This window comes from Nostoc sp. FACHB-280 (genome assembly GCF_014697615.1).
GTDB lineage: Bacteria > Cyanobacteriota > Cyanobacteriia > Cyanobacteriales > Nostocaceae > Nostoc_B.
The window spans coordinates 39108-59150 of the sequence record NZ_JACJSD010000004.1 but is presented as its reverse complement, the minus strand read 5'-3'; the positions used below and the strand labels follow the sequence as shown (position 1 = coordinate 59150).

Sequence of the window (20043 nt, the reverse complement as noted above, 5' to 3'; positions counted from 1 at the left end):
GCGGTTGCTGAATAGACTCAATTCTGAAAGTATCAGGAGTTGAATTTTAGCAATGGATAAGTTATTACTGGCAATTATAGCGATGTTGCTGATAGTGACCGTTCCTAACCCATTGAGTAACCCCATTGCGAATATGTATGGGCCGAACTTTTTGGTGTTGTATGGTTGTCTCATTGCTGTAACTATGTTTGCCGCCTATTGGAGTGTACAAAGCGACACAACAGCAAAGTTACCTTTACCATTAATTCCCACTCATCCAGATCCTTATAAGATTGCATATTTACGTGGTGGAGAAAATGAAGTTATAAGCTTGGCTATATTTAACTTGCTTCAGGATGGTTACTTGCAAATTGAACGCGGTACGATAGAGCGATCGCCTACTCAACCTAACTCTGATAATTTATCTACAATTGAGCGTGAAGTATTTGAGCATTTTTCAGTTCCCCAAACAGCTAGTCAAATCTTGCTTTCCTCTCTTCCAACTAAAATTAGTTACTACTGCAAAGTCTACGAACAATCACTACTTAACGAGCAACTTCTATCACCCCCAACACTAATCGAAACCGCAGGAAGAATCAATAAACTAGGGAGTTTAATTATTGTCGGTTTAGGTGGTTATAAACTTGGCGTAGCTTTGTTTAAAGGATATACCAATGTTGGGTTTCTCTTCATGATGGGAATAATCTCATTCGTCATCATTCAATTTATCTGTTATCCACCACGCCTAACTCAACTTGGAACAGCTTATATAAACCAACTCCAGCAAAGTTTTACACAACTCAAAAGCAAAATTTCTCAACCTGTATCAGATTATCCTGATGGTACAGAATTTAATATATTGTTGCCTGTGGCTATTTTTGGTACAGGCGTTTTATATGGAACTGAATACGCTAATTTTGCTCAGTATTTCACTTCATCATCGGGACAATATACCAGCACAAGCATAGATAGTAGTGGCGGTGGAAGTTCTTGCGGTGGCGGAAGTTCTTGCGGTGGCGGAAGTTCTTGCAGTAGTGGGAGTTCTTGTGGTGGCGGAAGTTCTTGTGGTGGCGGAAGTTCCTGTGGCGGCGGAAGTTCTTGCGGTGGGGGGAGTTCTTGCAGTAGTGGAAGTTCCTGTGGTGGCGGAAGTTCTTGCAGTAGTGGAAGTTCCTGTGGTGGCGGAAGTTCCTGTGGCGGTGGAAGTTCTTGCGGTGGTGGCGGTGGCTGCGGTGGTGGCTAAAACTGAGTATGATATAATACTGTGCAGAGTTGAAAAAGCGAGATGAATTAAACAACCGCTACCAAAATTTTGACAATTAATTGTTCCTAACAAGGAGTAAAAGTAATGGATACATTACTGCACAATTTCGTTGCAGATATGTATGGGCCGAACTTTCTGCTATTGTATGGTGTTGTTATCATCGCAACTTTGTTATTGTGTGAGCGTTTAGTCCAAGATCCAACAAAAAATCAGCCTTTACCCTTAATTCCGGCTGAACCAGATCCTTACAAAATCGCTTACTTGCGTTCTCAAGCAACCGGAATTGCCCATTTAGTATTATTCAACTTGATTCAGCAGGGTTATTTGCAAGTTAGTGAACAGACTCTCAGTAAAACATCAGATCATCCTGACATATCAAATTTACAACCAGTCGAACGGCAAGTTTTTGAGAAAATTTCTGAACCTGCTACAGCTAAAACATCTCTGTGGTTAGCTACCGAGTGTGTACAACCATTCTGCATTGCTTATCAAGAACAGTTGGATGATGAGAAATTACTGTATGCAGGTAAATGGCAAATACGTAACGTTCAATTTGGCTTAATGGGGGCAATGCTGATTTTCAGTTTCGGTTGCTATAAGCTGCTGATAGCCTTGGGTAAGGGACGCTACAACGTTGGTTTTTTGATAATTATGGGCGTATTATCCATTATTTATCTGCTGTGGTTTGTGAGTCAGCCCCATCCGCCCCTAAGTCATCTCGGAACAAGGTATCTGCAACAACTTCAAACCACTTTCAACAAACTGCGCGAAACTTCTATCGTCAATAACAACTTACTGGTATTAGCACTATTTGGTGTTGAGTCTTTGGCGGGAACTGCTTACGATGCTTACTATAAAGCGTTTTTTCCGCCGGCTTATTCTACGACAAGTAGCCGCAGTAGTTCGTCTAGTAGTTCATGTAGTAGTGGTTCTGGCGGTAGTTCTTGTAGTAGTAGTTCATGCAGTAGTGGGAGTTCCTGCGGTAGTTCTTGTGGTGGTGGTGGTTGCGGCGGCTGTGGTGGCGGTTGTGGCGGTTAGAGAGAATGTCATACAACAGGCTGTCTGAAAAATTGAGATGTAGAGAATGTTAACTAAACCTGTACCCAGCACAGTTATAAAATCGCTCATACTCAAGTTACTGATTATCTTACTGGTAATGTGTTTGGTGGTGGCGATCTCAAAAATCATCACAGACATGAATAACGTTGATTTTCTGCGGTTTTATGGTGCTATTGTCATCATCACGGCGTTAGTTGGTCGCTGGTTTATGCAAGATCCTACGAGAAATCAACCTTTACCTCTTATTCCCTCTGAACCAGATCCTTACGAAATTGCTTACTTGCGTTCTGAAGAAATGGGAGTAGCAAAGGTAGCAGTGATGGACTTGTCACAACGCGGTTATTTACAAATCACGGAAGAATCTATCCAGCAAGCAAAAAATCATCCTGATGTATCTCTGCTAACAACCATACAACGTGAGGCATTTGATTGGTTTGCTACACCGACAACACCAAGAACATCTGGATGGTTATTAGCCAAACAATTACAGCCACACTGCACAGTTTATCAACAACAATTACAAAATAAACAACTGCTAACTTCTGAACAAATGCAAGTCCGAAAAGAGTTAGTTAGCTTTATCGGGATTTCTATCATTCTGATGTTAGGTGGCTTTAAATTGGTAGTAGCGTTATTAGATGACTCCCATAATGTCGCTTATCTCATCATTGTGGGAATATTTTCGGTTTATTTTCTCCACAGTCTCTCTCAAATACCTCGTCTTAGCACTTTGGGGAAAAATTATCTCAAACAACTCGAAGTCACATTTGGACAATTAAAACCGAAAATTCAAGCTGATATCCCCGAAACAACCTTCGCGCAGTTAAAACAAAAAGTAGAAATTGGCATTCCGTCGGAGTTGGAATACAAATTGGCTGTCGCACTTTATGGCTTTGAATTACTCACCGGAAGCCGCTACGACAGATATCAAAATATTTTTGTACCTGTGATAAATACCGCCTATGGGCAAAATAGTAGTTCTGGTGGCTGTGGCGGTGGTGGCTGTAGTGGCGGTTGTAGCGGTTCCTGCGGCGGTGGTTGTGGTGGTTGTGGCGGTTGTGGTGGAGACTAAAAAATGATGTTATCTCAACTTCCTAGTTTGGGTGTCGGGTTGGGTTTTCGAGAACCATTCAAAAGTGATTTATTTCTCAACCGTCAGCAAGTGGACTTTCTGGAAATTGTGGCAGAACATTATCTTGATGCACCAGTACAAAAACAACAAGAGTTGGAAATACTGGCTGCACATTTCCCGATAGTTCCCCACGCCATTAATTTGTCGCTGGGTAGTGCAGAAGGTTTAGACACAAATTATTTACGCAAACTTGCAACATTAATTAAACAACTTAACCCGCCTTGGTGGAGTGAACATATTTGTTTTACCAAAGCTGGCGGTGTGGATATTGGGCATTTGTCACCCTTACCTTACACCAAAGAGGCGGTAGATATACTCTGTCGCAATATTGCCGAAGTGCGACGCTTTGTTGATGTGCCGTTAATTCTGGAAAATATTACCTATATGGTAAAACTTCCTGGTGCAGAGATGAGCGAAGCGCAGTTTTTGACAGAAGTGGTAGAACGTGCTGACTGTGGGTTGCTGTTGGATGTGACCAATTTACATACTAATGCGGTGAATTATGGTTATGATATCCAAGATTTTCTCAATGATTTGCCTTGGGAACGTGTTGTACAGTTGCATTTCGTCGGCGGACATTGGCACGATGGTGTATTAATTGATAGTCATTCCCAGTCAACCCCTGCGGAAGTTTGGCAAATAATGGCGGAAGTTGTCGCCCACATTTCCGTGAAAGGGATAGTGTTAGAACGGGATGAAAATTTACCTCCGTTTACAGAAATAGCCCAAGAATTGCAGACAGCACGAAAGATTATGAACACACATATCTTGCACTAGCCCCGACGAATGGAATTCGCGGCTATAAGAACGAAGTCCGCCTACGCGGACTAAAGGAAAATCAAGGGTTTTGAACCCGCGCAGGTGGTCACTGAGCTTGTCGAAGTGCGGGTTTTGTTCATGTAGCCGCGACTTCAGTCGCTTGGTGCAAGAAAGATATGAATTTAACAGCTTAGGAGTTATCAAAGATGGGGTTAGCACAAACCCAGCAAGTTTTAGCCCAGCTTTACACCAATACTGAATTTCGAGGGCGTTTTTTTGCCAACCCGCAAGCGGTGGGTGTGGAGTTTGGTTTGAGTGATGATGAAGTGCAGCAGTTAGCGGAAGTGTCATCACAGGAAGTCAATATATTTGCCAATTCTCTCAAGTGGAAGCGGTTAGGGGAAATACGGGAACTGTTACCCCGCACTGCTAAGGCGTTAGGGAAAGATTTTAATACTTTGTTTTGGCGATATGCGGAAACCTATTTACCCACGGGAATTAAAAAACATCGGGATGATGCGATCGCTTTTGCTAACTTTATGATTAAGGTGGCGCAAAATGAAAACTTAGAACCTGCTTGGATAGGTGATTTAGTGAGGTATGAACAAACTTGGCTGTTAACTTATGAACCTGGAGTTTATTTAAAATTTTGTTGGTTGCGTTACGCTATCCATCGTGATTTTACTGCAAAACCAACATTGGCAATCTGGTGGCGTTGGTCGGGGCGATCGCACTTACGTCATATAATATTATCTCACGCAGAGACGCGGAGGCGCGGAGAGTATCAGGAGTTGTAGATTAGTTTACTCATGAACAAAATAGACCGCCAGAGAGAACATCAAGCCAATGAAAGAACTTTTCTCGCTTGGTTGAGAACTTCTATTGCTTTGATTGGTTTTGGTTTTGCTATTGCCAGGTTTGGTCTATTTTTACGCCAATTAAATACAGCAATTACCCAACAAGAACCCGTGGTTCATCCTTTATTTAACTCGGAAAATTTAGGAGTTGCTTTAGTAATTGTGGGAGTAAGTGCGATCGCCCTAGCCGCGTGGCGATATAATCAGGTTTTCTGGCAAATTGAACGGGGAGATTATCAACCCAATCGTTTACCTGTGTGGATACTCACCGCAGTGGTGATGATTTTAGGTTTACTGAGTATTCCTTTATTGTTTTTACGCAATCATCAGACACCACGCCCATCTTCAATACCACCCCAGCCCCAAACTAAAAATATTAACCCAAAATAATTCATGATTTATTTATGACCATAGACATATTTAAATTATGACTATTGGCATATTTTTCAAATTAAATTTGTGCTTTTAAATATCAGCCGCTAAAATTTTAGAATATATTAATCAGGCAAATAAAACTGTTTTGAAAACTCAAATCAGTTCCCGCACCTCTACCCCCACAAATCAAAAGCATCTATTCAAAAGTCTTGAAGAGAGATTGTTTCTGCCCTTGAGTACATCGTTAATAGATATTATTAAATAAAGTATTTCGGATGAGATACTAAGAGCATACAATCACTATTTAGAGTCAACTCCAAAGCCCGCAAGTGGTCAATCAAATATTATCCTAACCAGGGATAATCCTACCTACACATATTGGATTTTCCAGTTGGATGCAGCTAACACCAACCACCAACTTCCAGGCTTTAACTATTTCTAATTAGTACCACAACGCTGTCTGATAGTGCCGTTTAAAGGCTAGGACTACAATTATGAGTCAAACCTTTGCAACCATCGACGGGAATGAAGCTGTTGCCCGTGTTGCTTACAAATTAAATGAAGTAATTGCTATTTATCCTATTACTCCCTCTTCCGCGATGGGTGAATGGGCGGATGCTTGGTCAGCAGAAGGTCGTCCCAATCTTTGGGGTACGGTTCCCAGCGTTGTGCAGATGCAAAGTGAAGGTGGTGCGGCTGGTGCAGTTCATGGGGCATTGCAAACAGGTTCTCTGAGTACCACATTTACGGCATCTCAAGGGCTATTGTTAATGATTCCTAACCTCTACAAAATTGCGGGGGAACTCACTAGCACAGTTGTTCATGTGGCTGCACGCTCATTGGCTACTCATGCTTTATCCATTTTCGGCGATCATAGTGATGTGATGGCGGCGCGGGCGACTGGCTTTGCCTTGTTGTGTTCCGCTTCAGTGCAAGAAAGTCACGACTTAGCCCTCATCGCCCATGCAGCTACTCTCAAATCAAGAGTTTCGTTTATGCACTTTTTTGATGGGTTCCGCACCTCTCATGAAGTGCAGAAGGTGAAATTATTGGCGGATGACGATATTAAATCGCTCATTCCTGACGAATTAATTTTAGAACACCGCGCCCGTGCTTTAACCCCAGACCGCCCTGTGTTGCGGGGTACTGCCCAAAACCCTGATGTTTACTTCCAGTCGCGGGAAGGCGCAAATCCTTACTACAACGCCTGTCCAGAGATTGTCCAAGATATCATGGATCAATTTGGCGATCGCACAGGTAGATATTACCGCATTTTTGAATATCACGGTGCTGAAGATGCGGAACGGGTAATTGTCATCATGGGTTCTGGTTGTGAAACTGTCCATGAAACAGTTGATTATCTCAACGCCCGTGGGGAAAAAGTCGGCGTGGTGAAAGTACGCCTCTACCGTCCCTTTGATATCCAAAGGTTTGTGCAAATGTTACCAGAAACTGTACAAGCGATCGCGGTTTTAGACCGCACAAAAGAAGCAGGTAGCACCGGCGAACCACTATATCTCGATGTGGTCGCAGCTATCCACGAAATCTATGCTGAACGCGGTAGTGGTAGAGACAAAGTTCCCTCGGAAATTGTCGCTGCCCGTGGTAGTGGCAGAGACAAAGTTCCCTCAGAAATTGTCGCTGCCCGTGGTAGTGGTCGAGATCAAGTCCCACCGATGATTATCTGTGGTCGTTACGGCCTTTCCTCCAAGGAATTTACTCCCGCAATGGTGAAGGCCGTCTTCGACAACTTATCTCAACCAAGACCAAAAAATCATTTCACTGTGGGTATTCACGATGATGTGACCCACACTTCCCTTTCCTTTGACCCCAACTTTTCCATCGAACCCGATAGCGTTGTCCGGGCAATGTTCTACGGCTTGGGTTCCGATGGGACGGTGGGGGCGAATAAAAACTCCATCAAAATTATTGGTGAGGGAACCGATAACTACGCCCAAGGTTACTTTGTCTACGACTCGAAAAAATCCGGTTCCATGACCGTATCTCACCTGCGGTTTGGACCGCAACCGATACGGTCTACCTACCTGATAGACAAAGCTAACTTTATTGGCTGTCACCACTGGGTATTTCTAGAAAAGGTCGATGTACTGCAAGGGGCGGCAACTGGCGCGACAATTTTGTTAAACAGTCCTTTTGATAAAGAGACAGTTTGGCAAAATCTCCCTGTGAAAGTCCGACAGCAAATTTTAGATAAACAGCTGAAATTGTATGTCATCAATGCCAATCAAGTCGCCCGAGAAAGTGGCATGGGGGGACGCATCAATACAATTATGCAGGTGTGCTTCTTTGCCTTAGCTGGGGTATTGCCACAAGAGGATGCGATCGCCAAAATTAAACAGGCGATCGAAAAGACATACAGTAAAAAAGGTGCAGATATCGTCCGCATGAATATGCAAGCGGTTGATATGACCTTAGATAATCTGCATCAAGTCAATATCCCCACCGCCGAACAAGGTAAATGGCTAGATGAGGAATTATTCTCGACCAATTCCTTACCTGTGAGTGCGCCCGAATTTATCCAAGAAGTCCTCGGTAAAATCATGGTTTGGCAAGGCGATGATTTACCTGTCAGCGCCTTACCAGCAGACGGAACCTTCCCCACAGGTACAGCCAAATGGGAAAAACGCAACGTCGCCCAAGAAATCCCCGTTTGGGAACCGGATGTCTGCGTACAATGCAGTAAATGTGTGATGGTTTGTCCGCACAGTGCCATCCGTGGCAAAGTATATCAAGAAAGTGAATTAGCTAATGCACCGTCCGCCTTTAAGTCGGTGAATGCCAAAGATAAGGATTTTAATCATCAAAAATTTACTATTCAAGTTGCTCCCGAAGATTGTACAGGTTGCGCTATTTGTGTAAATATTTGTCCGGCGAAAAGTAAATCTGAACCGACGAAAAAAGCCATTAATATGGCGCAGCAACTACCTTTAAGAGAACAAGAAAGAGAAAACTGGAATTTCTTTTTAAACTTACCCAACCCCGACCGGAGAAATTTAAAATTAAACCAAATTCGTCAACAACAATTACAAGAACCCTTATTTGAATTTTCTGGTGCTTGCGCTGGTTGTGGTGAGACACCCTATTTAAAATTATTAACCCAATTGTTTGGCGATCGCTCAGTTATTGCCAACGCTACCGGCTGTTCCTCCATCTACGGCGGCAATTTACCCACCACACCTTGGACAACCAACGCCGACGGACGCGGCCCCGCTTGGTCGAATAGTTTATTTGAAGATAACGCCGAGTTTGGTTTTGGTTATCGCCTATCTATAGATAAACAAGCCGAATTTGCCGCCGAATTATTACAACAAATCAGCAGTGAAGTAGGCGACAATCTTGTTCAATCTATCCTCAATGCTGAACAAAAAAACGAAGCCGACATTTGGGAACAACGAGAAAGAGTTTCATTATTAAAAGACAAATTAGATCACATTTTAACTTCTGCGATCGACGCGAATTTAAAATCTAAAATTATCAATTTAAAATCTATTGCAGATTACCTCGTCAAAAAAAGCGTCTGGATTATCGGCGGTGATGGTTGGGCGTATGATATAGACTTTGGCGGTATTGACCATGTGTTAGCCAGTGGTCGCAATGTCAATATTTTGGTGATGGATACAGAAGTATATTCTAATACTGGCGGTCAATCTTCCAAAGCCACCCCCAAAGCAGCCGTAGCCAAATTTGCCGCCAGTGGTAAGCCTGCACCCAAAAAAGACTTAGGCTTAATGGCGATGAACTACGGTAATGTCTACGTAGCGAGTGTAGCTTTAGGTGCAAAGGATGACCACACCCTCAAAGCCTTCTTAGAAGCAGAAGCATACGACGGCCCATCATTAATTATTGCCTACAGCCATTGCATCGCCCACGGCATCAACATGACCACGGGAATGAATCACCAAAAAGCTTTGATAGAATCAGGACGTTGGTTATTGTATCGCCACAATCCCCTATTAAAAGAACAAGGTAAGAACCCCTTGCAATTAGATATGCGCCCTCCGACGCAATCTGTAGAAGCATCAATGTATCAAGAAAATCGCTTCAAAATGCTCACCAAGAGTAAACCAGAAATTGCCAAGCAATTGTTAGAACAAGCACAAGCCGAAGTCGATGCGCGTTGGCAAATGTATCAATATTTAGCAGAACGCAATATCTAAAACTATATGTAGGGTGAGCATTTTCAGCTTTTGTTTATTTTGGAAATGCCCGATGAGTTAAATTCCAAGTATCATCTGGCGTAGCTGTAAATTTTAAACGAAGGTTGCGATCAGAAAACTGACGTAAAATTTCACCACCAACGAATTGGGTATTCATCAAAAAGTTTCCAATATCTAAGCGTGATAAGTTTTTGGCTTCATACCGACTCTCAACATAGTCTGGAAGCTGTTTAACGACAAATAGTACGGTTTCTCGGTCAAAATTAGGCAACTGTTGGGCAGTTTTATCTACCAATTTCTCAAGGTCATGTCCGTAACCCTTTTGCTTGCTTGCTAGAGTCTTTTCGTCGATTCCTTTAGCAATCAGCGTTCCTTTCAATAGCAGTTCTGTCGAAATGCAACAATTCTGAATTACAGCATATTTGTTGAATGAACCTAATACTGTTGCTGCTGCTGCCTCCAGTTGCTGTTTTGCTAGACACCAATATTCCACCGTTTTATTAGGTACTTGTCCTATTTTTTCAAGATCATCAAGTCCATACACAAAATCCATTAGGTCAATAACTTGATCAAAAAAAGCCAAGCCAGATTGTTGGTCTGTCAACAACCATCGTTTTTGTATGTCAGGTACATCAATGAGAAAATCAACTGGGTTGATTACTGGTGAGCCAAAAATTAGTGGAATTCGTAGAGGAAAGAACACGTCTCGGAACATGAATGCTCCTATATGCATAGGCGGCATATGAATATCTGATGGACGGTATAACTCGCCATATATATAATTAACTGCGTTAAAAAGTGGATCGCTTTCAAGAATACAACTGCTACCTGGTTTCAGACGCTGTGCAATTCTCATATAAGCAGCTAAAGGACGTTGAAAGGGTTCTACACTTTCTTTGATTAGTTCATCATCTACTTCAATAACAAGCTTCATCAAATCAATTTCTTCTGCCACTGCTGCACTTAAACCAAAAATTTATATTGCTATTGTTATATTATACTACAAATTACACTACATTTATTACAGTTTGGTAGAATTACATAATAATATTAAGAAATCTTTGTAGTTAGATGTACGCTCACTCAGTAATTTTGAGTATTGAATTATGCAATCAAGCCAAACTTATCTATTGGCTAAAGTTATTTCATATAGTGCCATTGATGCCAAGATTCAAGCTGCAATTATGCGAAAAATGCAAGCTGTAGATAATGACGATAAAGCGAAAGCTTAATCTTACCGAATGAATAGCTTAGTTTGTATTAATTAAATGTAATGCACCTGTTTTGTTTTTCAGCTATCATTTGTTATCCATTATCATTATTATCTTTTGTGCAATGGATACCCGACTAAAATACCAAAGCATTATTAAGTCTGTCCTCCAAAACCATGCAGACTATCGTGCTACTCTGCCTGATAGTTACACCTGTCAAGTTGTATTTGATGATGAACGAGGGCAGTATTTAGCTCTAGACATGGGTTGGAATGGTGATAAATATCTCCATGCAACTCCCATTCATATTAGTTTGATTGGTAATAAAGTCTGGATTCAACATGATGACACAGAAGAAGGTGTTGCAACTGATTTAATGGCAGAAGGTATATCTAGAGAAGATATCGTACTTGGTTTTCGCCATCCAAAAATCCGGCAACATACAGGTTTTGCCGTGGCTTGATAGACAAGTGTGGTTGTGAAATTGTCCAATTAGGATAACAAGGTAATCACTAGAATCCTTCAAAAAACACTAACGCCAGCGTCTCATTCATCCAAAAAATATGTCAGAATACAGGTCTTTACTATGAAAATTTATTTAGTAATTGCAATTTTTCTTAACAATTAAATTTCTTAAGTGTCTTAACTGTCCTTGTATTCCTGTTAGAAAAGTCAGAATATGTAGTAACCAGTTATTATAAAAAAACAAAAAAAGAAAACACTTATGACTATAGATAGGGAGACTGAAGATACAACAATTTACAAAGTTGTAGTTAATCATGAAGAACAATATTCTATTTGGCCAGCTGATAGAGAAAATCCTTTAGGCTGGAGAGATGCGGGTAAAACAGGTCTTAAGGCAGAGTGTTTGGAATACATTAAAGAGGTATGGGTAGACATGAGACCTTTGAGCTTGCGTAAGAAAATGGAAGAAATGGGCTACCAGTGAGTCCAGTAGAGTGCTTTACATTTCATTAACGCACCTGATTTCTATGGGTTCCTATAAAGGTAACTGAATAATAAACTCAGTACCTTCGCCTAGCTGAGAATTTACATCAATCAATCCTCCATGTTTTTCCACAACAATTTGTCTTACTATAGCTAATCCTAAGCCTGTACCCTTACCTACAGCTTTAGTAGTAAATAAATGGTCAAAAATCTTTTGTTTGACAGCTTCATTTATTCCTTTACCATTATCAGCAATTGAGATGTTTACATATTGATCTACAGTTGATGTTGTAATAGTAATTTGGTTAGGATTAGCTTGAATTTCGGCAAAACCCCGCCCGGAGTTTGATTCATCTAAAGCATCAATGGCATTAGCCAGGATATTCATAAATACTTGATTTAATTGCCCAGGAAAACAAGAAATTTGTGGCAAATTGCCATAGTTAGTAGTAACTTCAATTGCGGGACGTTGTTCATTTGCTTTCAGGCGATGTTTGAGAATTAAAATCGTACTATCAATTCCTTCATGCAGATTAAACTTGACTTTGTAATCTTGATCAGCGCGGGAGAAGGTGCGAAGACTGGTACTGATATTTTTCAATCTATCGCACGCTAACACCATTGCATCTATCATTTTTGGTAAGTCTTCTAAAAGAAAATCCAAGTCAATTTCCTCAGCATGATTTTGGATTTCATTACCAGGATTATCGATAATTTCTTGATAAAGTTCTAAATGTTCTTTTACATCAGCAAAGTTTGGTTTAGCTTGTTGTAGAGTCGCAGAAATAAAACCCAAAGGATTATTCATTTCATGACCTATCCCAGCTACTAAGTTACCTAATGCAGACATTTTTTCACTTTGGATAATTTGTAATTGCGCCTGTTGTAAATCTTGTAATGCTTGTTGAGATTGCTGATATAGTCTGGCATTTTCTAATGCGATCGCAGCTTGGGAAGAAAGTAAATTAATCACTTGTAGCCGTTCGTTAGTAAATACGCTACTTGTGAGTTTATTTTCTAAATATAAAATCCCAATTAAATTGCCTTGATTAATAATTGGTGTACATAATATACTTTTTGGTTGATGATCTAGCAGATATTGATCCATCACTCCCGGAATATCTGTTTGGCAGTTATTAATCACAACAGTTTCGTGAGTATTTTTGACATAATTGATAATTCGTTTAGGTATAGTTTTACAAACAGCAATTGACTGTGATTCAAGGATAGTCTGTATTTGATTTTGAGAATGATTTTTCTGATCAATAAAAGTGATTGCTCGAACTTTTAAAGTATCTGATTCCGCAAGTATTAATACAGATTTTTTAGCACCAGAGTTTTCTAGGATAATTTGGGTAAGGCTGGCAATAAGTTCATCTAACTGAATACTGCTAGAAATATTTTGAGCAGCTTTAAGAACAGAGGTAAAATCTAGAGCGTCAGAGATATTTGTGCTACCTGTTGTAGAAGTATGAATAGATGCAGAAGTCCCGCGGGATGTGATTGTTTCTAAGGGGTTGAAGGAAAGTTTTTGTTGTTGCAGAATGGGTTGTAGTAGGTGAGGATAACATATTTCTAAGTCATCGATTTTGGCTTTTGCACCCCAACGAGCATAACAATAATATGCTTCCTGCATATAAAAGGTGGCGAATTTTTCTTTCTCCCATTCTAAGAAAAATTTAGCAGCCAACTCGTTAGCTAAAGCTTCTTCTTGAATGTATGTGTTGGCTTTAGCTCTAGAAATAGCACAATCATATAGCTCCATTGCGGCAATTTTTTCGCCCAAAACTCGATTTAATTCTGCTTCTACTAAATAACATTTGTGAGCGTAATTCATGGGTGCGCTCTCTGCCCATTTTTGGAGATGTTGATGATTTTCTCTAACGCGCTCAATGATGATTTCTTGTTCTGGTAAAGAGTAATGACGATGCAAAGATAAGTAAATTAAAGATTCATAAAAATAAAAAGTTGGTACTATGACTAATCCCGTAACACTTGCCAAATATTCCTTAACAACTGCTGCATTATCTAACGCTTGATGATGATCATTAAAAAAATAACACAAAATCATTTTACAAAAGTGAAGCTGACAAATCATACTGATTTGATTGGCAGCCCGATGCAGAGGTAACATTTTTACCTCATCATAAATTTCACCAATTAAACAACAAGGATTATCTGCCAGTCCTAATAAGTTTAAAACAGATTGATAATATATACTATTAAAGTTTAAATAAGTAGTCTGTTTGAACTGGTGCATAACTGAGCCATAATTTCCCATAGCATCAGCTAATTCTTTTAACTCATGACCACTTAAATAGGCATATCTGCCAAACACATAGGCAGACATAGCCGCATATTCAATATCACCAGTTTCTAAACCACTTGTATAGGCTTGCAATAATGGATTTAAAGTATCTTTTACAGGTGCTTTCCAATGTCGAATAAAACAATTAACTGCAAATAAAGTTTTAGATTTCAGTTTAGAGGCATTGAGACGTTCTACTAACTGTAATGCTATCTCGCCAAACTCATAGCCAGCATCAATTTGCTTCAAGACACCGCAGAGTAGGAGTCCATAACTAGCATAAGCATAGGTAGATTCTGGTGCATTGCCATAAAGCAGTGATAACTGAACTTGTTTTAAAACAATCACTCTAAATAATGGTGGTGATGCTTGATAAGCCGTTGACATAATACTAGATAAAATTTGCATTGCTGCCAAGATATTTGCATCTGTCATTTCTGGCAAATCAAGCAAATCGATCGCAACTTTATCTTTTAATAGCAATTGTGTTTGTTCTAGTTCATAATCAATATCTGTTTGGTTAACTTGTTGAGGCAGTTTTACTCCTATAGAGTGGAGAACAGCTAAGGCAATTTGCAAGGCATTTTGATGTTGTGCCTGTGCCATACAGGCTTGAATTTTAGTATTATGAATGGGTATTTGTTCCAGGACTGTTTCTGCTTGTTGTAAAACAACTGCTGCATAACCTTCCATTTTCTCAAATTCACCACAAAGACAAAGTGCTTCGGTGAGAGATTGATGTAGTGCTAATGTGAGTTCATAATCTTGTTGCCAACTACAATCTGATAATAAATTTAAACCTGTAGTGAAATATTCACTGGCAGATAGATAAGCAGTGGCATTTTTAGCTTTTGTACCTGCTTGAAAATTTAATCTAGCTAGTTGTTGACTTTCGTTGATATTGGTAATGAGTGACGAACCAATATTTAATTGATTCACTACATCAAAAATTTTCTCTTCTAATTCAATGTCAGATATATTTTTTAGTAGAAGCTGCCCGATTGTTAGATGGGTTACTTGTTTTTGTTCATTAGGAATTAGAGAATAGGCAGCTTGCTGAACTCGATCATGCAGAAATTTGTATGTGGGTAATTGTTGATGATTAATTGTGAAATTGCATTCTACTTCGATATCTTGATAAAACTTATAAACTTCACTTTGGGGTAAAACTAGTCCTTCTTGTAAAGCACTCCACAGTGAAACTGCGGTTTCTATTTCTGTTTGTTGGGAAATAATTGCTAAGGTTGCTAAGTCAAATTGGTTGCCAATACAAGCTGCAAGTTGTAATACTGTTTGTGTTGCTGGTGCAAGTTTCTGCAACTGCATTGCTAGAAATTCAACTACATCATCTGTCAATGCTAATTCCCGTACTTGGGTAATGTTACATTGCCAATAACCAGCTTGCAGATTGAAGGTAATTAAATTTTCCTGATGCAATACTTTGAGAAATTGGGTGCTAAAAAAGGGATTACCATAAGTTTTTTGATACACTAATGCTGTCAAAGGTTGCGCTAAGGCGATCGCACAAGCAAGAGTATCCGCCACTAACTGATTTAAACTGAGTATAGATAAAGGCTGTAAAGTTATAGTATTGACTGTGGCTTTGGCTTTGCTCACTTCATCCAGTGACAACATCAATGGGTGAGCTGGAGACACTTCATTATCCCGGTAAGCACCAATCAAAAGTAAATATCCTTGCTGGGATTCTTCCATGAGCAATTGCATCAACTTTAATGATGTTGAATCTGCCCACTGCAAATCATCCAAAAATATTACCAAGGGATGCTCTGGTGTGGTGAAAACTTGTAAGAATTTCTGAAATAATAAATTAAAGCGATTTTTTGCGGCTGTTCCCGATAGCTCTGGTACAGGAGATTGCTTACCTATGAGGTATTCTAGTTCGGGTATTACATCAATAATAACCTGGGCATTTTCTCCTAATACTTCTATAATTTTTGTTTTCCATGCTTGTAATTGAGCATCTGATTCACAAAGTAACTGCCTCATTAAATCTCGGAATGCTTGTACGAAAGCAAAGAAAGGAATATTGCGGTTAAATTGATCAAATTTGCCTTTGATGAAATAGCCTCGTTGTCGCACAATAGGTTTATGAACTTCATTGACAACGGCAGTCTTCCCAATACCAGAAAAGCCCGCTACTAAGATAATTTCTGTAGCACCAAGGCTGACTCTTTCAAATGCTTGTAGGAGAATTTCTACTTCGCTTTCTCGTCCATATAGTTTATCAGGAATAATAAATCTATCACAGACATCCCTTTGGGCAATGGCGAAACTTTTAATTTCTCCTGTTTTTTTGAGTTGATGTAAACATTGTGTTAAATCATGCTTGAGACCCCATGCACTTTGATAGCGGTCTTCGGCATTTTTAGCCATTAGTTTGTTAACAATTTCTGCAATAACCAAGGGTATGTTTGGATTAATTTCATGGACAGAAGGTGCTGTTTTGGCAATATGACAGTGTACCAATTCCATTGGTACACCTGATTTAAAAGGTAATTCTCCTGTAAGTAATTCGTAAAAAGTTACACCCAAAGAATAGAAATCTGTGCGATAATCTAAACCTCGATTCATCCGCCCAGTTTCTTCGGGAGAAATATAAGCTAATGTTCCTTCAACAACATTTGGACTGACTATATTTTGAGTTTCCCGTGGGAGCAAAGAGGCAATACTAAAGTCAATTAATTTAACTTGTTTTGTTATAGGATTTATCAGAATATTAGCTGGTTTAATATCTTTGTGAATAATGCGATCGCGGTACAGTATCTCTAAGGCATTACACAAAGCGATCGCTATTTCTAAAAATTCTTCTAAACATCCAAAATAATGATGATTGACAAAATAATCATATAGAGAAATTCCCCCAAAGTCTTCCATCACTAACACATAGCCATTTTTGTAAAGTTCTAGGCTATAGGTTTGAATGATTTCGGGATAGTTGAGATTTTTGGTAATCGTGTATTGATTGCGAAATTGTACTAGTTCGCTAAAGCTGGGATAAGGATTTTTAAGTAATTTGATGACTACGGATATGGAGTCAACCTCTCGGATAGCTCGGTAAACTATAGTTCTCGAACCATGATAAATTTCTTCATTTAGCTGATATCCGGGAATACTCAACATAACACCCAACCTTGAAATAACAAGTTTAGTATTCCCAAAGATACGAAATATTTCACGAGGAAATAAAAAAAGACTCACACTAATTTAGTTTAATCACTTAGTTAGTTTGCTGTGAACGCGATCGCTCGATAACTTAGGCTTACTCAACAGAAACCACCAGATTTCTAAACCCATTAATGCCAAACCACCTGCGGTAACTGCACCTTTCATTAACAGTGGTTGCTCAATGCGGCGAAACTGAGTGTTTGGTGATTCTTTTGGGTTGGGGATTTGAGTTTTCGCTACACCACCCGCCAAACTCAACATCAATCCGCAACTGGCAATACTACCAATAATTGCTTTACTATTCCACATACTTACTTCCCCTTGAAGTAATGCAAATATCTTCCTTGTCTCCTTCATCCCTGAAGAATGGCATACTTGTTGAATAGAAAGTACCTTAGCCAATCACTTTGGCTCGAAAGTTACGCAAACGTAGCGCATTAGTGACTACAGAAACTGAACTAAAAGCCATTGCTGCACCTGCAATGATTGGGTTGAGCAACCACCCAAATATCGGGAACAGAATTCCAGCCGCGATGGGAATACCAGCAACGTTGTAGATAAACGCAAAAAATAAATTTTGGCGAATATTACGCATTGTGGCGCGGCTGAGTTGAATTGCTGTGACTATACCTTGCAAATCACCAGAGATTAGGGTGATATCACTAGCTGCGATCGCTACATCTGTACCTGTACCAATCGCAATTCCCACATCCGCTTGCGCCAAAGCCGGTGCATCATTAATCCCATCACCAACCATCGCTACAATTGAGTGCTGAGTTTTGAGTGCTGAGTGCTGAGTGCCGTACACTGAGCGAACTTGTACTGAGCGCAGCCGAAGTAGTCGAAGTGTGAGTGCTGAGTAATTCTCCCTTGTCTTCCTTGTCCCCCTCGTCTCCCTTCTACCCTCTCCTTGCAACAACTTAATTGCTTCTACCTTCTGCTCAGGACGCACTTCAGCTAATACTCTGGTAATCCCAACTTCACGCGCAATACTTTCGGCGGTGTGGCGATTATCACCTGTGAGCATCACAACTTCTAAACCCATTTTTTGCAAAGCTCGCACAGCTTGGGGAGAAGTCGGTTTAATCGCATCAGCAATTCCCATCAATCCTTGGATTTCACCATCTACTGCTAACAAAACCGCCGTTTTACCTAAGTATTCTAAGCGTTCTTGATTTGGTTGCAAGTCTGCGGTGTTAATATCTAACTCTTCCATCCAGCGTTGTGTACCGATTTGCACCAGACGATTTGCAACTATACCCTGCACACCACTACCAGCGATCGCGGCAAAATCTCGAACATCTATGAGGCTGACATCCTGAGATTGAGCATATCTCACCACTGCTTCGGCTAATGGGTGTTCAGAATTGCGTTCTACAGAGGCGGCTAGTTGTATTAACTGAATTTCGTTACCATTAGCCGTACCGTTAACTGTGACAAAATCTGTAACTGTAGGCTTACCTTGGGTAATAGTGCCAGTTTTATCTAAGACAATTGTTTGAATTTGGTGGGCGAGTTCTAAACTTTCTGCACCTTTAATTAAAATGCCGTTTTCTGCACCTTTCCCTGTACCCACCATAACTGAGGTTGGTGTAGCTAAACCCAAGGCGCAAGGACAAGCAATAATTAACACTCCGACTGTGGTAATCAACGCCAAGGAGATATTACCAGTGATGTTGAACCAGATAATAAAAGTGAGGATGGCGATCGCAATTACCGCAGGTACAAACCAGCCTGTAACTTGGTCTGCTAACCTTTGAATGGGTGCTTTTGAGCCTTGCGCCTGTTGTACTAATTGGACAATTTGCGCCAATACCGTATCTTTTCCTACTCTTGTCGCCCGAAATTGGAAACTACCAGTTTTATTGATGGTTGCGCCAATAACTTCATCTCCTGGTTGCTTTTTCACAGGAATACTTTCGCCAGTCACCATCGCTTCATCAACTGTGGATGTCCCATCAATTACTTCGCCATCAACCGGAATTTTCTCTCCAGGACGCACCAGCACCACATCACCAATTTGTACTTGTGCGATCGGTACATCTATTTCTCGTCCGTTGCGGATCAACCGCGCAGTTTTCGCCTGTAAACCTATCAACTTACGGATGGCTTCGGAAGTTTGCCCTTTGGCGCGATTTTCAAACAGCCGCCCTAATAAAATTAAGGTAATCACAATCGCCGCAGTTTCGTAATATACATCTGCCATCAATCCCTGAGCTATGAAAAAGCCGGGAAATATTGTAGCGAATAGAGAATAAAAATATGCTGCACTCGTACCCAACACAATTAAAGTATCCATTGTGGCAGTATGACGCTTGAACGCTTTCCCAGCATTTACATAAAAACTTTTACCGCACCAAAACTGTACAGGAGTGGTGAGGACTAATTGCAGCCAAGGATTATGCAACCATCCAGGAATAAAAGGTAAGTGCAATCCTGTCATCATCGGCAATGAGCCAAGCACCAGTAAACTGCTAATTATTCCCCCCACTATCACCTTTTGCTGCAAATCACGGGATGCTTGCTGGCGATGTCTTTTTTCTTCGTCGTCTTCACCCACCAGCAAATTCTCTTCTTGCAAAGGATAGGCAGAATAACCAGCTGCATCCACCGCATTTTGGATGGCTAGTAAATTTGTTTTTCTGGAATCATAATTAACTGTTGCCTGTTCTGCCCCAAAATTCACACTACATTCATTCACACCAGGAACAGCACTAATAGCATCTTCAATATTTTTGGCACAGGAGGCGCAACTCATACCGCGCAGCTTCAATGTGGCATTTTCCATTT

14 protein-coding genes are annotated in these 20043 nt (G+C 40.4%); 10 read left to right on the top strand and 4 right to left on the bottom strand.

Translation table 11 applies throughout. The annotated features are described in order from the left end of the window. The first annotated feature begins 52 nt into the window (after nucleotides 1-52). The 7 genes from H6G75_RS04095 to nifJ all read left to right on the top strand — a co-directional run bounded on the left by H6G75_RS04095 (nucleotide 53) and on the right by nifJ (nucleotide 9600). Nucleotides 53-1219 (top strand): TIGR04222 domain-containing membrane protein, encoded by a 1167-nt coding sequence (locus H6G75_RS04095; RefSeq protein ID WP_190978702.1) that lies wholly within the window; start codon nucleotides 53-55, stop codon nucleotides 1217-1219. 105 nt (nucleotides 1220-1324) lie between these two features. After that, nucleotides 1325-2278, top strand: coding sequence for a TIGR04222 domain-containing membrane protein (locus H6G75_RS04090; protein ID WP_190978701.1), 954 nt, complete (start codon nucleotides 1325-1327; stop codon nucleotides 2276-2278). A 46-nt stretch (nucleotides 2279-2324) separates the two neighbouring features. Then, nucleotides 2325-3371: a TIGR04222 domain-containing membrane protein gene (locus H6G75_RS04085; protein WP_242051449.1), complete on the top strand. Its 1047-nt coding sequence runs from the start codon at nucleotides 2325-2327 to the stop codon at nucleotides 3369-3371. Between the two features lie 3 nt (nucleotides 3372-3374). Then, nucleotides 3375-4208, top strand: a complete 834-nt coding sequence (locus H6G75_RS04080; RefSeq protein ID WP_242051448.1) for a DUF692 domain-containing protein — start codon at nucleotides 3375-3377, stop codon at nucleotides 4206-4208. A 188-nt stretch (nucleotides 4209-4396) separates the two neighbouring features. Further along, nucleotides 4397-4987 (top strand): hypothetical protein, encoded by a 591-nt coding sequence (locus tag H6G75_RS04075; RefSeq protein ID WP_190978700.1) that lies wholly within the window; start codon nucleotides 4397-4399, stop codon nucleotides 4985-4987. A 12-nt stretch (nucleotides 4988-4999) separates the two neighbouring features. After that, nucleotides 5000-5437 carry a YidH family protein gene (locus H6G75_RS04070; protein WP_190978699.1) on the top strand — a complete coding sequence of 146 codons (438 nt, stop codon included), beginning with the start codon at nucleotides 5000-5002 and terminating at the stop codon, nucleotides 5435-5437. 479 nt (nucleotides 5438-5916) lie between these two features. After that, the gene (gene nifJ / locus H6G75_RS04065) at nucleotides 5917-9600 is read left to right on the top strand and encodes a pyruvate:ferredoxin (flavodoxin) oxidoreductase (RefSeq protein WP_190978698.1); all 3684 of its coding nucleotides are present in this window, start codon (nucleotides 5917-5919) and stop codon (nucleotides 9598-9600) included. A gap of 34 nt (nucleotides 9601-9634) precedes the next feature. Here nifJ and H6G75_RS04060 read toward each other — a convergent pair whose 3' ends face one another. Continuing rightward, complete coding sequence (locus H6G75_RS04060; RefSeq protein WP_190978697.1) at nucleotides 9635-10555, bottom strand: hypothetical protein; 921 nt, start codon at nucleotides 10553-10555, stop codon at nucleotides 9635-9637. 151 nt (nucleotides 10556-10706) lie between these two features. Between H6G75_RS04060 and H6G75_RS33420 the strand changes: the two genes are divergently transcribed. The 3 genes from H6G75_RS33420 (at nucleotide 10707) to H6G75_RS04050 (ending at nucleotide 11760) form a co-directional block, all read left to right on the top strand. Then, nucleotides 10707-10832 (top strand): hypothetical protein, encoded by a 126-nt coding sequence (locus H6G75_RS33420; RefSeq protein WP_277884066.1) that lies wholly within the window; start codon nucleotides 10707-10709, stop codon nucleotides 10830-10832. 103 nt (nucleotides 10833-10935) lie between these two features. Then, complete coding sequence (locus H6G75_RS04055) at nucleotides 10936-11274, top strand: XisI protein (RefSeq protein WP_190978696.1); 339 nt, start codon at nucleotides 10936-10938, stop codon at nucleotides 11272-11274. A gap of 261 nt (nucleotides 11275-11535) precedes the next feature. Beyond that, nucleotides 11536-11760, top strand: coding sequence for an MbtH family protein (locus H6G75_RS04050; RefSeq protein WP_199337705.1), 225 nt, complete (start codon nucleotides 11536-11538; stop codon nucleotides 11758-11760). A 51-nt stretch (nucleotides 11761-11811) separates the two neighbouring features. On the opposite strand, the gene H6G75_RS04045 is transcribed toward H6G75_RS04050, so the two are convergent. The 3 genes from H6G75_RS04045 to H6G75_RS04035 all read right to left on the bottom strand — a co-directional run bounded on the left by H6G75_RS04045 (nucleotide 11812) and on the right by H6G75_RS04035 (nucleotide 20041). Further along, the gene (locus H6G75_RS04045) at nucleotides 11812-17208 is read right to left on the bottom strand and encodes an ATP-binding sensor histidine kinase (RefSeq protein ID WP_190978695.1); all 5397 of its coding nucleotides are present in this window, start codon (nucleotides 17206-17208) and stop codon (nucleotides 11812-11814) included. 93 nt (nucleotides 17209-17301) lie between these two features. After that, complete coding sequence (locus H6G75_RS04040) at nucleotides 17302-17562, bottom strand: hypothetical protein (RefSeq protein ID WP_190978694.1); 261 nt, start codon at nucleotides 17560-17562, stop codon at nucleotides 17302-17304. A gap of 85 nt (nucleotides 17563-17647) precedes the next feature. After that, nucleotides 17648-20041 (bottom strand): heavy metal translocating P-type ATPase, encoded by a 2394-nt coding sequence (locus H6G75_RS04035; RefSeq protein ID WP_190978693.1) that lies wholly within the window; start codon nucleotides 20039-20041, stop codon nucleotides 17648-17650. Between the last annotated feature and the right edge of the window lie 2 nt (nucleotides 20042-20043).

Coding starts and splice junctions, on each gene's coding strand:
- H6G75_RS04095 (WP_190978702.1), top strand. CDS start 53: ATGGATAAGTTATTACTGGCAATTATAGCGATGTTGCTGATAGTGACC.
- H6G75_RS04090 (WP_190978701.1), top strand. CDS start 1,325: ATGGATACATTACTGCACAATTTCGTTGCAGATATGTATGGGCCGAAC.
- H6G75_RS04085 (WP_242051449.1), top strand. CDS start 2,325: ATGTTAACTAAACCTGTACCCAGCACAGTTATAAAATCGCTCATACTC.
- H6G75_RS04080 (WP_242051448.1), top strand. CDS start 3,375: ATGATGTTATCTCAACTTCCTAGTTTGGGTGTCGGGTTGGGTTTTCGA.
- H6G75_RS04075 (WP_190978700.1), top strand. CDS start 4,397: ATGGGGTTAGCACAAACCCAGCAAGTTTTAGCCCAGCTTTACACCAAT.
- H6G75_RS04070 (WP_190978699.1), top strand. CDS start 5,000: ATGAACAAAATAGACCGCCAGAGAGAACATCAAGCCAATGAAAGAACT.
- nifJ (WP_190978698.1), top strand. CDS start 5,917: ATGAGTCAAACCTTTGCAACCATCGACGGGAATGAAGCTGTTGCCCGT.
- H6G75_RS33420 (WP_277884066.1), top strand. CDS start 10,707: ATGCAATCAAGCCAAACTTATCTATTGGCTAAAGTTATTTCATATAGT.
- H6G75_RS04055 (WP_190978696.1), top strand. CDS start 10,936: ATGGATACCCGACTAAAATACCAAAGCATTATTAAGTCTGTCCTCCAA.
- H6G75_RS04050 (WP_199337705.1), top strand. CDS start 11,536: ATGACTATAGATAGGGAGACTGAAGATACAACAATTTACAAAGTTGTA.
- H6G75_RS04045 (WP_190978695.1), bottom strand. CDS start 17,208: ATGTTGAGTATTCCCGGATATCAGCTAAATGAAGAAATTTATCATGGT.
- H6G75_RS04040 (WP_190978694.1), bottom strand. CDS start 17,562: ATGTGGAATAGTAAAGCAATTATTGGTAGTATTGCCAGTTGCGGATTG.
- H6G75_RS04035 (WP_190978693.1), bottom strand. CDS start 20,041: ATGGAAAATGCCACATTGAAGCTGCGCGGTATGAGTTGCGCCTCCTGT.